Origin of the sequence: Pseudoalteromonas sp. SWXJZ94C (assembly GCF_015864385.1) — a bacterium.
GTDB lineage: Bacteria > Pseudomonadota > Gammaproteobacteria > Enterobacterales > Alteromonadaceae > Pseudoalteromonas.
Map to the genome: position 1 here is coordinate 1 of NZ_JADYXF010000071.1, position 14,379 is coordinate 14,379.

At 38.2% G+C, this 14,379-nt stretch carries 13 protein-coding genes; 4 read left to right on the forward strand and 9 right to left on the reverse strand.

Annotated elements, in window-relative coordinates; genetic code table 11:
- Window positions 1-1,083: 1,083 nt before the first annotated feature.
- Genes recG through asnC form a run of 3 tightly spaced genes read right to left on the reverse strand, consistent with a single transcriptional unit; the run spans window position 1,084 to window position 4,410 of the window.
- Entirely contained in the window at window positions 1,084-3,165 is a 2,082-nt protein-coding gene (gene recG, locus I6F65_RS19880) for an ATP-dependent DNA helicase RecG (protein WP_166115048.1), read from the reverse strand.
- A 58-nt stretch (window positions 3,166-3,223) separates the two neighbouring features.
- Window positions 3,224-3,910 carry a tRNA (guanosine(18)-2'-O)-methyltransferase TrmH gene (gene trmH, locus I6F65_RS19885; RefSeq protein WP_197114569.1) on the reverse strand — a complete coding sequence of 229 codons (687 nt, stop codon included), beginning with the start codon at window positions 3,908-3,910 and terminating at the stop codon, window positions 3,224-3,226.
- A 41-nt stretch (window positions 3,911-3,951) separates the two neighbouring features.
- A complete protein-coding gene (asnC, locus tag I6F65_RS19890; RefSeq protein ID WP_166115051.1) occupies window positions 3,952-4,410 on the reverse strand; it encodes a transcriptional regulator AsnC in 459 nt (152 codons plus the stop codon).
- A 196-nt stretch (window positions 4,411-4,606) separates the two neighbouring features.
- On the opposite strand from asnC, the gene asnA reads away from it, so the two are divergent.
- Complete coding sequence (gene asnA / locus I6F65_RS19895; protein WP_166115054.1) at window positions 4,607-5,602, forward strand: aspartate--ammonia ligase; 996 nt, start codon at window positions 4,607-4,609, stop codon at window positions 5,600-5,602.
- Between the two features lie 45 nt (window positions 5,603-5,647).
- On the opposite strand, the gene I6F65_RS19900 is transcribed toward asnA, so the two are convergent.
- From I6F65_RS19900 to I6F65_RS19925, 6 genes are all read right to left on the reverse strand, one after another.
- A complete protein-coding gene (locus I6F65_RS19900) occupies window positions 5,648-7,252 on the reverse strand; it encodes a DUF342 domain-containing protein (protein WP_166115057.1) in 1,605 nt (534 codons plus the stop codon).
- A gap of 159 nt (window positions 7,253-7,411) precedes the next feature.
- Window positions 7,412-7,804: a RidA family protein gene (locus I6F65_RS19905; protein WP_024611813.1), complete on the reverse strand. Its 393-nt coding sequence runs from the start codon at window positions 7,802-7,804 to the stop codon at window positions 7,412-7,414.
- Between the two features lie 12 nt (window positions 7,805-7,816).
- Complete coding sequence (gene spoT / locus I6F65_RS19910) at window positions 7,817-9,922, reverse strand: bifunctional GTP diphosphokinase/guanosine-3',5'-bis pyrophosphate 3'-pyrophosphohydrolase (protein ID WP_024611812.1); 2,106 nt, start codon at window positions 9,920-9,922, stop codon at window positions 7,817-7,819.
- Window positions 9,923-10,045: 123 nt separating this feature from the next.
- Window positions 10,046-10,321, reverse strand: a complete 276-nt coding sequence (rpoZ, locus tag I6F65_RS19915) for a DNA-directed RNA polymerase subunit omega (RefSeq protein ID WP_024611811.1) — start codon at window positions 10,319-10,321, stop codon at window positions 10,046-10,048.
- Between the two features lie 124 nt (window positions 10,322-10,445).
- Window positions 10,446-11,066, reverse strand: a complete 621-nt coding sequence (gene gmk / locus I6F65_RS19920) for a guanylate kinase (RefSeq protein ID WP_166115060.1) — start codon at window positions 11,064-11,066, stop codon at window positions 10,446-10,448.
- Window positions 11,067-11,182: 116 nt separating this feature from the next.
- Complete coding sequence (locus I6F65_RS19925; protein WP_166115063.1) at window positions 11,183-12,043, reverse strand: YicC/YloC family endoribonuclease; 861 nt, start codon at window positions 12,041-12,043, stop codon at window positions 11,183-11,185.
- 179 nt (window positions 12,044-12,222) lie between these two features.
- Between I6F65_RS19925 and rph the strand changes: the two genes are divergently transcribed.
- From rph to I6F65_RS19940, 3 genes are read left to right on the forward strand one after another with little or no spacing between them, the layout of a single operon-like run.
- Entirely contained in the window at window positions 12,223-12,936 is a 714-nt protein-coding gene (gene rph / locus I6F65_RS19930) for a ribonuclease PH (RefSeq protein WP_002958890.1), read from the forward strand.
- Between the two features lie 18 nt (window positions 12,937-12,954).
- Window positions 12,955-13,599 carry an orotate phosphoribosyltransferase gene (gene pyrE, locus I6F65_RS19935; RefSeq protein WP_024609399.1) on the forward strand — a complete coding sequence of 215 codons (645 nt, stop codon included), beginning with the start codon at window positions 12,955-12,957 and terminating at the stop codon, window positions 13,597-13,599.
- Window positions 13,600-13,655: 56 nt separating this feature from the next.
- Window positions 13,656-14,036 carry a diacylglycerol kinase gene (locus I6F65_RS19940; RefSeq protein ID WP_002958892.1) on the forward strand — a complete coding sequence of 127 codons (381 nt, stop codon included), beginning with the start codon at window positions 13,656-13,658 and terminating at the stop codon, window positions 14,034-14,036.
- Window positions 14,037-14,379: the final 343 nt, after the last annotated feature.

The following is a 14,379-nucleotide window of genomic DNA, read 5'->3' on the forward strand; positions in this document are numbered from 1 at the left end:
CAGTAGTGAAACGAAACAGCGCCGATGATAGTGTAGCATTTGCTATGTGAAAGTAGGACATTACCAGGCTTCAAATTGTAGAAAGCCCGAATCTAACGATTCGGGCTTTTTTACGTCTGCAGAAAAGTGGAGTGTAAGTGAATAATGCACAGCTAACACCCTACACTCCCATTAATATCCCTTATTTCATTCGATTACAGCTCATGAACCACTTTAAAGAAGCTCACCAGTCTCAGCAATAGCGCGATAATAAGCAGCTTGAGAGAATGATAGTGGGGTATTTATACTGTGGCTCTCCACTGCTGTGGGCACTAAAGCATTCTACTGCATATGCGTAGCGCACCGACTTCACATTGTAGAAAGCCCGAATCTAACGGCTCGGGCTTTTTTACGTCTGCAGAAAAGTGAGGTTTGGGTGAATAACGTATAGCTCACGTCATGGACTCCTATTCATAGCCATTACATTCCCTATTTAATAAACAATGTTGTTACATCTCCTTCTCACACTTACTTTATTGGGTTTTATTCTTGTGAATAAGGTGCAGTTTATTAAGATTATATTTTTGAATTGCAAAGTCGTATCGTACATAAGGCGACTGCCTTACAAGTTCGGTCAGTTTTCAGCGCTGTGCTTACTATAATTGAAATGAGCGCCTGTGAATTGATTTATCCTCTAAGCCTAATAACCGTAATTTTAGGTAATTAGAGACCCATTTGTTAGCACCACTTCGGGTAATATTGTTTATGCTATTACCTTCATAAAATAATGATATGAAAGCAATCACATTCGTTTACGTGTATTTTTCGGAGAGGCTTAATATTTGCTGTAATAGCTGTAAATCCATAATTAATTGAAGGGTTATTTTATGTGGTATCTATTAGAACAGATGTTTAAGTGAGCTGATATTACATGGCAATTTCGACATGCTTTTATAGAAAGAGCTTTAACTGTGGTGATATCTATCTTTGATGAGAATAAAAAGATAGATAATACATATGTAAAAATAATCTTGCGTAGTTATAAGTGAAATGCGAATAATTAAAATTGCAGGGCTATTATAGATAGCAAATAGTCCGTTGAAGTTATGCTTGTGCGTAGTTTGACTTATTACCTAGCCATCTATGAATTAAGGGATCTACATGTTGAGGGTATTGCTTTAACATTTGCTGCGCGATAGGTCTTACTTGATTAAGTGTTTGTTTGTCGCGTGTTAAATCCGCAATTTTAAATTCCGCTAAACCAGTTTGTTTTGTACCAAGAACTTCGCCTGGTCCGCGTATTTCTAAATCACGCTCAGCTATAACAAAACCATCGTTACTATCTCTTAGTACTCCTAGTCGTTTTTGAGCTGTATGAGATAATGGGGCGTGGTATAAAAGTACGCAATGGGATGCTATAACGCCACGACCGACTCGACCGCGTAGCTGGTGTAATTGTGCTAAACCTAGGCGCTCAGGGTTTTCTATAATAATTAAACTCGCATTAGGAACATCCACTCCAACCTCGATAACAGTTGTTGCTACTAATACATGTATATTTCCGGCTTTGAACTCACTCATTATTGCTTGTTTTTCAGCTGACTTCATTCGTCCATGGACTAACCCTACGTTGAGCTCGGGTAATGCTTCTTTTAATTGCAGCGCGCTGTCTTCAGCTGCCTGGCATTGAAGTACTTCAGATTCATCAATAAGTGTACATACCCAATAAACTTGACGACCTTGTTCGTGGCACGCTAATTTAACGCGAGCTATAATGTCGTCTCTGCGTGTATCAGGAAGTGCAACAGTTGTTATTGGTGTACGACCTGGCGGTAATTCATCTATTACAGAGGTTTCTAAGTCAGCATAAGCTGTCATTGCGAGTGTGCGAGGTATAGGTGTTGCTGTCATAACCAATTGGTGAGGGTAACAATTCTCAAATTTACCTTTTTCGCGTAGTGATAGGCGTTGGTGAACACCAAAGCGATGTTGCTCATCAATAATTATAAGTACCAAGTTATTAAACTTTACTTCATCTTGAAATAAAGCGTGAGTACCTACAATCATTTGCGCCTCCCCAGAGGATATTTTTTCAAGCGTTGCTACGCGTTCTTTACCTTTTGTCTTACCGCCAAGCCAAGCAACTGTGATACCTAATTGATTAAACCACGTTGTAAAATTAACTCCATGTTGCTCTGATAATATTTCAGTCGGTGCCATCAAGGCAACTTGAAAGCCTTGAGCAATGGCTGTTAATGCGCTAAGTGCAGCGACAAGTGTTTTACCTGAGCCAACATCACCTTGTACTAAACGCATCATTGGATAAGCATGTTGCATATCACCTTTAATTTCTGCTACTACGCGACTTTGTGCGTTTGTTGGTGCAAAAGGGAGTTGTTCTAAAAATTGGCTTTCTAATATGTTTATTGGATTTAGAGCTACCGCTTTGACTTGCTGCCCTTGTTCTCGCACTTTTAATAAACTGAGGTTTTGTGCAAGCAACTCTTCAAATACTAAGCGTTGCTGAGCAGGGTGAGTTCCTTGCTCTAGTGCTGTTACATCAATATTATTTGGTGGACGATGAAGTAATAATAACGCATCGCTTAACGCCATGTTTGATGGCTGCCATTTCGTAGGGAGTAATTCTTCTACTGAATATTTGTTTAGTAAATCAATTGCCTGTTCGCTTAAAGCTCTAATCGATAGTTGTTTTAAGCCTTCAGTTGTTGAATAAACAGGCGTTAATGTTGTGGCGATAGGTTGTTCGTTAATAGTATCGCTGATGCTATATTCAGGATGGCTCATTTCAAGACCAACGCGTCCGCGACGAACCTCGCCGAAACAGCGTATAATTTTGCCTGCACTGAGCGCATTTTTTTGTGCTGCGGTAAAATTAAAAAATCTAAGCGTAAGCCTACCTGTTCCATCGTTTATTTGGCATACAAGCATTCGCCTTTTGCCAAAAGTGATTTGGCTTGTTTCAACTGTAGCCTCTACGCTAACGTGGCTATGAATGGCTAACTCGTTTATTGCATATAAGCGAGTGCGATCTTCGTATCGAAGTGGTAAATGAAAGAGCATATCTTGTACAGTAATAATACCTAGCTTTAATAGGCGTTCGGCCATTTTTGGACCGACTCCTTTAAGTTCTGTTATAGGGTATTGGCTTAAGCTAGGTTTAGACAAAATAGACTCAATTTTTAATTATTTAGTGGATTAAGTGTACTTACAGAGTGTAAGTGCATCAAGTGTGTTTTAAAGCTTGCCAAAATTTTTCATCAGCAACAATTTCGCCGTTTTCATCAAGTGCTGGGTAAGGCAATTTTTTTTGTTTACACTGCCTTGCAATAATAGGGTGACAACCTTCAAAATAAAGTGGGTGTTTAACTTCTGCGCTAAGCATATCTCTATTATACAAACCAGCAAGCTCACGTTGACGTTGTGCTTCAAACAATATTAGTGCAGCAGCCACCGAAACGTTTAGCGATTGCACCATGCCTTGCATAGGAATAATAATATTTTGATCGGCATATTTTAGCGCTTTTTCTGATATTCCGGTTTTTTCTTGCCCTACAATAATTGCAGTTGGTTTGGTGTAATCTACTTCTCTAAAATCAACGGCATCTTCTGAAAGGTGTGTTGCTAGTATTTGTATCTCGGGATTGCGCTCACGCATTGCCATTACCGCATCATCTATATTTCTATGTAGATGAGTCTCTAGCCAGTTTTTACTGCCACCTGATGTATTATTAGTTAGCCATTTTTGTTTTTCTGGCCATACAGCATGTACGTGGTGGCAGCCAACGGCATCTGCACTTCGAACGATTGCAGATAAATTATGGTGTTTATGCACGTCTTCTAAGCATACTGTTAGGTCTGTTTGACGACGTGAAAGTACGTCTTCGATTCTTTGATAGCGAGTTTGCTGCATGATGATCCTCTTTTTTAGGTAATTATACGAGATTTTTACTATTAAGGCATTACCGTACGGCTAATTGGATTTTGTAGTGATATAAGTGTTTCTGTTGATTGAATAGCTTCAATTGCCTGTATTTTATTAATGAGAACATCTTGTAGGTGGTCAATTGACTTTGCCATTACTTTAATAAAAATACTGTAGTTGCCAGTTGTGTAATAAGCTTCGACAACTTCTTCAAGTGCTTCTAGTTTTATTAATGTTTGTGGATAGTCGCGTGCGTTATTTAAGTTAATACCTATAAAACAACATACATCATAACCTAATTGCTTTGTGCTAATAGTGAGTTGTGTGCCGGTTATGATCCCTGCCTGTTTCATTTTTTCTATACGAACATGAATTGTACCTGCGCTTACGTTGAATCTTTTCGCGAGTTCTGCATAAGGTGTACGTGCATTTGCCATTAATGCATGCAATATCTGTTTATCGAGATTATCGATTTGATAATTTTCCATTATTTTTCGTTTGTAAAATTATTGAATGTAGGGTTTTTATACCATTAAATTGATTGTTTTTGTATGTTAAAGCTATTTTTGTTGTGGGATATTGAGTTAATGCTGTAAATCGTTACATTAACCTCATTAAGGCGCCTTGTTGAGTGTCTTTTATCAATTAAGCAAGTAACAATAACTGGGAATGAGGCCAATTATTATGAGTTCACACTATGTGCAGCAACAGCAGCAAATAAGTAAAGTTAAGCAATTTTTTTCACAGCAACTAGAAACCCAGCTTGGACTCATTGAGGTTCAAGCCCCAATTTTGGCTAAAGTGGGCGACGGCACGCAAGATAACTTAAGCGGGCATGAAAATGCAGTTGCTGTAAAGGTAAAAGCTATAGCAGATAGTCAATATGAAGTAGTGCACTCATTGGCTAAATGGAAACGTAAAACACTAGCAACTTATGGCTTTTCAGCTGGTGAAGGTATTTATACTCAAATGAAAGCGCTACGTCCCGATGAAGATACATTAAGCCCTATTCATTCTGTTTATGTTGATCAGTGGGATTGGGAAAAAGTAATTAGCGAAAGTACTGAGCGTTCGCTGACTACATTAAAGCAAACCGTTCAATCTATTTATAAAGGAATTAAAGAAACAGAAGCCTTCGTAAGTGAATCTTATGGTTTAACTTCATTTTTACCTGCCGATATTAAATTTGTACACAGTGAAGAATTACGCAAAATGTATCCTGACTTTAATGCTAAGCAACGTGAAAAGGCAATAACACAAGAGTATGGCGCTGTATTTTTAATTGGGATTGGTGGTGCATTAGGTGATGGCAAAATCCATGATGTAAGAGCGCCAGATTATGATGATTGGTCTACACCTACGTGCGATCAATATATGGGATTAAATGGCGATATTTTAGTGTGGAACCCAGTGCTCGAAGATGCCTTTGAAATATCTTCGATGGGTATACGTGTAAGCCCTGATGTTTTAAAAGCACAATTAAGTATTACAGGCGATGAAGAACGATTAGAGCTTGATTGGCATAAAGCTTTATTACAAAGTAAATTCCCACAAACAATTGGCGGCGGTATAGGTCAGTCACGATTAGCTATGTTACTGCTTCAAAAGCAACATATTGGGCAGGTACAAGTAGGTGTATGGTCAAGTCAGACTTACGACACCGTGAGTGGTTTATTGTAGATTTTACTAAGCCTTAATAGAGTGCTCTGTGAAGCACTCTATTAATTAGTGCGTTTTAAATTCAACCTCAATTTTATTGTTTATAAGCTTTACGTTACATGGAGGGTAATTACGGGTTGTTTTAAGAGCTTTGTCAAAAATATGAATTTCGACTCCAGAGTGCAAAACTGTATTCACGGCTAGATTAGTATCACTAAGTAAGTCGTGCAGATCGTGATCTAGATTTGAAAGGCGTTTCTCTAATTGCTCAGCTTGTTGGCAATAATGTAATTGGGTCGCACCAATTTTTGTGATTAATAGACTCTTTTTTTCAGTATCTTTTACTTGATCTGTTTTTTCTAACGCTATTTGAAGAGTATCTAGTTGTTGATCTGTTTTTGCTAAATCTTTAAAGCAATTATCTGTATTTGCTGTTATTTCTGCGCCTGAGGCAGCTAAGTTTATTACCATTTTAGCACCAGACTCATTACCAATTTCGCCTGCAATAAGCGTCGTTGCATCTAGTATTTCACCACCAAATATTTTACCTTTAGGTAAATCTGTTTGTCCAACTTGTAGTAACCGCTTTGCTTTCATTATGCAGTGGCTTGTTTGGCGTTCAATAAATATATTACACGCTTCTATGTAGCAATATTGTGAATGAGAGATGTGAACATCACCAGCACATATTAGTTTACAAGAGAGTGACTTATCATCTTTTTGATGACCAATAATACCTTGTTTTACCGTTATATTGCCGCCAGCAGTAAGGTCACCAGATTCTACAGTGCCAAAAATAGTAATATCGCCTTTAGCAGTTACTTTCATCCCTGGGTCTATATTACGAGTAACAATAACGCTACCTTCAAAATCTATATGACCACTTTTTACGCTCACATCTGATATTGTAAAAATGTCATCTACTCGCATACCATTATTTATCTCAACCGGTACTCCAGAAATAGTAGACACTAGCTCCATTGGATTGAGTTTAGATATTTCAGTGCCTTCACCCGCAACGAGTTGTTTATTATCACCTGGCTTGGCTGGTAATATGTCTCCTACAACAGTAAAACCTTCTTTTCCTGGGGTTGCTGGCTGTTGACGTATGAGCACAGCACCAGGCTCTACACTTGCGAGCTTGCCAAAATCTCGCATATCAACACTACCATCTTCTTTTAATTGAGGAGCCTTTAGACGGTCTTTAAGCGTTTTTACTGTTGCTATGAGCTTAGTGGCTAAACCATCACTCGGTAAACGGCCTTTAGCAATAACACCTTTTACTACACTACCTGCAGCGGCTTCGAGTTGTTTATCGAGGATTTGTTCTAAAAATGCTTGCTTATAGCCACGGACTATTCCTGCTTTGACTAGCTGTTTTTTAGCATCTTCTAAGTTCAGTATTTTACCACCTTGTGCAACGGTAAGCTCACCAGTAGCAAGCATTTTGTCGTCGCTAATAGTTACGCTTAATGTAGCGTTATGCTTATTGGCAACAACTAAAACAGACTTACTACTTCCACTTTTAAAAAAGTCATTAATAGCATTATGATCTATTTTGCAATTACAGAAGGTCGACTTTTCGAGGGCTTCAAGCACAAATGCAGCACTTGGAGGGGCGTGTTTACTTACATCAAGTAAAACATTTCCATTATTGGCAAGCTTAAACACTAGTTAATCCTTTTCTACTACTTAAGTTAAATTTTTATTAACAGCACAATTATAGAGTGCTAGAAATTTACTTTTGAGTCAAGAAATCAAGAAAAACAAAATGATATATAAAGTAGGGGAAGTATGAGCTATAGCGCAGGTCTATAGCTCATAAACACATTAGTTAGTTGAAGGTAATTCCATAATGCCATCAATCTCAACTTGCACGCCTTTAGGTAATGCACGAACACCAATCGCAGCGCGTGCTGGATATGGTTGCTTAAAGTACTGGCTCATTACTTCGTTAACAACAGCAAAGTTAGATAAATCAGTAAGATAAATATTAACTTTGACTAGGTCATGTATTTGACCGCCAGCTTCTTCACACACTGCAGCTATATTTTTAAATACTTGGTGTGTTTGTTCGCCAAAGTCTTCTGAAATAACTTCCATTGTTTCAGGAACTAATGGAATTTGACCTGATAAATAAACAGCAGTACCTACTTTAACTGCTTGGCTGTATGTGCCAATAGCTGCAGGTGCTTTGTCGGTAGAGATAAATGCTTTATTCATGTTTTTCCTATTTTATTTTTTACGATAGACTTTTTGCACATCAGGCATAACACGAATTTTACGCATAATGTTAGCAACATGGACACGGTTTTTAACGGTGACTCCTAGATCTATCACGTATAAATTACTTTCTTTTTCATCGGTAGCTATTTCCACAATGTTGGCTTGGGTTGTAGCAACAACATTAGTTAATTTGGCTAGAGCACCTTGATGATTAATTATTTCAACTCTAAGAGCTGCAATATATTCTTTCTCTGGGTTATCGTCCCATTTTACAACTAAGTATTTAGAACGCTCATTTTCCCAACCTCGAATGTTTTTACATTCTTGCCTGTGAACAGTTAAGCCTTTGCCTTGGCTTATATGTGCGGTTATTGCATCCCCAGGTACTGGGCGACAACATTTAGAGTAATTAACTAACATGCCTTCGGTTCCAATAATGGTCGCTTTGGCTTGGTTTGTCATATCGGTTAAGTCGTCACTATCGTTTTGCAGCAAACGTTTAGCAATTAGCATACTCATTAAATTACCAGAACCAATTTCAACTAATAGCTCAAGTAATGTAGAAAGCTCATGTTCTTCGAGTACTCTTACTATATTTTCATCAGGGATATTATCAAATTTATTTTCGCCAAGTGCTGAATCCAGTAAGCGTCTGCCTAATAACATTGCTTCTTCGTGATGCTGGCTTTTAAGGTAGTTACGAATCCCTAATCGTGCTTTGCCTGTCACAATAAAGTTAAGCCAAGTAGCATTAGGGTGAGCTCCTGAGCTAGTTATTACTTCTATTGTTTGACCGGTATCAAGTGCTTTACTTAAAGGATAAGGCTTGCGGTTTACTCTTGCTCCAACACAGGTGTTACCTACATCAGTATGTACAGCGTAAGCAAAATCGACAGCAGTAGCACCCATTGGTAATTCTACAATACGACCATCTGGCGTAAATACGTAAATTTCTTCTGGGAATAATTCGGTTTTTACGTTCTCAATAAACTCAAAAGACGAACCAGCACTTTGCTGTAGTTCTAGTAAACTTTGCATCCATTGTCGAGCGCGTTGCTGAGATGTATTACCTGCACCGTCACCTGATTTTTTATACATCCAATGCGCTGCGACACCTTTATCTGCCATATGATCCATATCGTGAGTACGAATTTGAATTTCAACAGGTATACCGTGTGGACCAACTAAAGAAGTATGAAGTGACTGGTAACCATTTGTTTTTGGTACTGCTATATAGTCTTTAAAACGTGTTTCAATTGGTTTATAAAGGCTATGTGCAACGCCAAGTACGCGATAGCAAGTATCCATAGATTCAACGGCTATTCTAAAAGCATAAATGTCCATTACTTCGTTAAATAACAGCTCTTTATTTAGCATTTTTTTATAAATGCTATAAATATGTTTTTCACGACCAGATACAGTTGCATTTATACCTGATTCTTTAAGACGAGCTTCTATTTCATTTTGAATATTAGAAATAACTTCTTTACGATTACCACGAGCTTTAGCCACTTCTGATTTAAGTGCACGATGACGCATAGGGTATAAAGCTTGAAAACCCAAGTCTTCAAGCTCATTTTTAATATCGTGAATACCCAAACGGTTTGCAATTGGCGCGTATATTTCTAATGTTTCTCGAGCAATACGACGGCGTTTATCGGGACGTAATGCTCCCAATGTACGCATATTATGAGTTCGGTCAGCGAGTTTGATTAAAATAACCCTAATATCTTGGGTCATTGCCATAATCATTTTTCGATAGTTTTCAGCTTGGAATTCTTTTTTATCTTTAAAGCTAAGCTTATCGAGTTTACTTACACCCTCAACTAGTTCTGCAACCGTTTCCCCAAAAATTTCTGCTAAATCTTGTTGGCTAAAGTCAGTATCTTCAATTACGTCATGCATTAATGCAGCCATGAGTGTTTCATGATCGAGATGCATACCAGCAAGAATTTGGGTTACTTCAACAGGATGAGTAATGTAAGGTTCGCCACTTGAGCGCGTTTGACCCTCGTGAGCCTCTCGGGCTACCACGTAAGATTTTTGTACTAACTCTACTTCAGCAGCAGGCAAGTATTCTGAAATTTTCTTTTTAAGACCTTCAAAAAGATACATTTACACTCCAATGTTCTAGTGAAGTAAATTAGGTAAGTTACGAATATACGATGAATAGAGGATATTGCCAACGACTATAGTAGAAATACTGCGCCGTTGGCTAAAATCAAACCGGGAGGTTGATTATTGATTGCCGCCAACGATGGCAGCAACAGCAGCTAATTCAGCCGCTTCTTGATGTTGTTGTTCTTCACGGTCAATTAAGTCCATTGATGAACTATCAACTAAACCTAATTCAATTTCACGTAAAGCAACTACTGTTGGTTTATCGTTTTCAGGGTCTACTAGTGGAGTTTTACCACCAACAGCAAGTTGGCGGGCACGACGAGCCGCAACTAAAATTAAGTCAAAACGATTACCAACTGCATCTACTGCATCTTCAACTGTTACGCGGGCCATCTCAGCACTCCAAAATAATTTAAAAGCAAAGACGTAGTTTACTGCAAGCAGCAAGTTTCGCCAATAGCTAGTGGTCAATTTTTATTAGTTTTACAAGCCTAAAGCTAATTTAAATAAGTCTAAACTATTTAAGGAGGCTATTTAGTAAATCTTGATGGCGAAGAGTTTGCGCTTTTAATGTTAAACGCTGTGCCATAACAATCGTTTCTATGTCTGCAAGTGCTGTATCAAAATCATCATTCACAATAACAAAGTCATATTCATTGTAATGTGATGTTTCTGATTGTGCTTTTGCCATACGAGAAGCAATAACTTCAGCAGAGTCCTGACCTCGGTTATTTAATCGTTGTTCAAGTTCTGCTTTAGAGGGAGGCAGAATAAAAATAGTTTGAACGCTTGGCATAATTTTACGTACTTGTTGCGCACCTTGCCAATCAATATCTAAAAACACATCTATACCAGCATTAAGTTGTGACTCAATCGCTTGCTTTGATGTGCCATAGTAATTATCAAATACTTGAGCCCATTCAAAAAAATCATCTTGAGAAATAAGCGTCTTAAATTCATCAGTTGACGAAAAATGATAATGCACGCCATGATTCTCACCAGGGCGAGGAGAGCGAGTGGTATGTGATACTGATACTTTCATATCTGCATGTTTTTTTAATAACGCATTAATTAAGCTTGATTTACCTGCGCCTGATGGTGCCGACAAAATAAATAGATTTCCGCGAGTTTGTGCCATATTTATCTCTACCTAAAAATAAACAGGCTTGAGTTACAAATAACTCAAGCCTTCAATAACTACATTGTACTTTATTTCACTAATTATGCTCAAGTGAGCTACAACAGCGTTATGTGTTATTCAATGTTTTGAATTTGCTCACGCATTTGTTCAATCAACACTTTTAGCTCTACAGCGGCAGTCGTAATATCACTATTAATAGACTTAGATGCTAGCGTGTTTGCTTCACGATTAAATTCTTGCATCATAAAATCTAAACGGCGACCACATGCGCCCCCTTTTTTAAGGATTTTTTTAGTTTCTTTAACGTGAGACTTTAAGCGATCTAATTCTTCAGCCACGTCTTGTTTTTGCGCAAGATAAATGAGTTCTTGTTCAAGGCGTGACTCGTCAATATTAGCTGTTAAGTCTTCTAGTTTTTGAGCTAGTTTTTCACGCTGCCATTTAGCAATCTCTGGCATGTGCGTTTCTACAATTTCTACTTGCTCTAAAATCGCATCAAGGCGGATTGCTATCATTTCTTCAAGGTTTGCACCTTCATCGCCACGTGCTGATTTAAAATCTTCTATTACTTGATCAAGACCAACAATTAGCGCTGTATTAACGCTATCCATATCAAGTTCTTCAGCTTCCATAACACCAGGCCAGCGTAATATATCAACAGGGTTGATATCACCGTTACTTTGTTGTTGAACCCACTTAGCACTATTTATAAGTTGCTCAGCAAGCGCTTGGTTAATCGACAATTCACCAACATGAGCAGGGTTTGCTACAAATTTTAAAAAAACCTCAACTTTACCGCGTTGTAAGTGTTTGCGTAAACGCTCACGAATAACTGGCTCCATGCCACGAAATTGCTCTGGTGCGCGAATAAATGTTTCAAGGTAACGCTGGTTCACTGAACGAACTTCCCAAGTGCCAGTACCCCAATCGCCTTTTATTTCGCGACGCGCATAAGCTGTCATACTGTGGATCATGGATATTTTCCTAAATTTATAAATACAATATTACGATGATTATACCGTAACACTGCTTAAGCTCTAGGGAAAATTTAATACACTGAATATTTTGCATACAGCTATTTATTTAAATCAGCATGGTATCTATACCCACATACACTTATAATGTCGCAAATTCTGAATTAAGGGGATCGTCAATGCGTCCAAGCGAAAGAACACCTAACCAAATTAGACCTGTTACATTTACACGTAATTATACTTTGCATGCTGAAGGTTCAGTACTTGTTGAGTTTGGTAACACCAAAGTACTTTGTACAGCTACTGTTGAATCGGGCGTACCTCGTTTCATGAAGGGTCAGGGTAAAGGTTGGATCAATGCTGAATACGGTATGTTACCGCGAGCAACGCATACGCGTAATGCTCGAGAAGCTGCACGTGGTAAGCAGGGCGGTCGTACTATGGAAATTCAACGCTTAATTGCACGTGCACTTCGTGCTGCTGTTGATTTAAAAGCACTTGGCGAAAACACAATCACCATTGACTGTGATGTAATTCAAGCTGATGGTGGTACGCGTACTGCTTCTATAAGTGGTGCATGTGTTGCACTTGTTGATGCGCTAACGCATATGCGTGCCAAAGGTATGATTAATTCAAACCCACTTAAGCATATGATTGCGGCTATTTCAGTCGGTATATATAAAGGTCAAGCAATTAGCGATTTAGAATATATTGAAGATTCAGCAGCAGAGACTGATATGAACGTAATTTTAACCGAAACAGGTAAAATTATTGAAATTCAAGGTACAGCCGAAGGCGAACCTTTCTCGTTTGATGAGCTAGATGAGTTACTTACTTTAGCTAAACATTCTATTCGTGAAATCATTGACGTACAAAAGCAAGCATTAGCATAAATAGGTAGGCCACTAGATATGAAAGATTATCAAAAAGAGTTTATAGAATTTGCCCTAGAGAAGCAGGTATTAAAATTTGGTGAGTTTACTTTAAAGTCAGGGCGAATAAGTCCGTACTTTTTTAATGCCGGTTTATTTAATACAGGCCGTGATTTAGCGCGTTTAGGTCGATTTTATGCTGCTGCATTAGAAGACTCAGCGATAGAGTATGATGTATTATTTGGTCCTGCATATAAAGGTATCCCAATAGCGACAACAACAGCTGTTGCATTAGCTGATCACCATAATAAAGATGTACCGTACTGTTTTAACCGTAAAGAGAAAAAAGCACACGGTGAAGGTGGAACATTAGTTGGTTCAGAGCTCAATGGCAAAATAATGCTGGTTGATGATGTAATTACCGCAGGTACTGCTATTCGTGAATCAATGGAAATCATTGCCGAAAATGGTGCGGACCTTAGCGGTGTTTTGATCGCATTAGATCGCCAAGAAAAAGGTAAGGCCGAGTTATCAGCTATTCAAGAAGTTGAACGCGACTTTGGTACTAAAGTAATATCAATCGTAAAATTAGCTGATCTTATTAGTTACCTTGAAAATCAAGGGACGATGGACGAGCATTTAGCCTCAGTTAAAGCTTACCGTGATCAATACGGTGTAGCATAAATAAAAAGCCTCGCAGTGCGGGGCTTTATTTTGACCTTCATTTGTAGAGTTTATTAATGAAAGATGTATTAAAACCAAATGGCTTAGGCCTCAAGCGTGTTTTTAAAGCAACCTATTGTTCCTACCTTGGCTTTAAAGCAGCATTTAAAGAAGAAGCCGCGTTTAGACAAGAGCTATTATTAAGCCTTATATTATTTCCCATTTCATTTTGGCTTGCTTCATCATTATTACATTGGGCGATATTGATCAGCTCACTGCTTATTATACTAATAGTTGAATTATTAAATTCTGCGATAGAAGCACTAACAGATCGGGTAAGTACAGAATTGCATGTATTATCAGGTAGAGCTAAAGATATGGGATCTGCAGCTGTAACACTTTCACTAACGATCGTATTGATCATTTGGGGTGTAAGCCTTTATATGAAGATCGTTTAGCTCTACTTTAAATATAAAAAGAGTTAAAGCGCCTTTAGTTGTTAATAACTTGCTGGTTATGTTGTGTTTTTGACGTGTTTAGCTTAAATACTCACCGAACAGTATGTTATTTCAAGTTTTCTTCAAAAAAGGGTTGATCTGTTTTCGGATCTCCCTATAATGCGACCCCACTGAGACGGGAAACGCCAACGCCTAGCGAGGAGCGAACTACTCAGAGAGTTAAATAAAACTTCGGTTTTAAATTATCTAAAAAGAAAGTTTAAAACTAAGTGTTGACTCGAAAAATAAAGGGTGTATTATTCGCATCCCTTGAGACGCTAAAGCGACTCAAAACGTTCTTTAA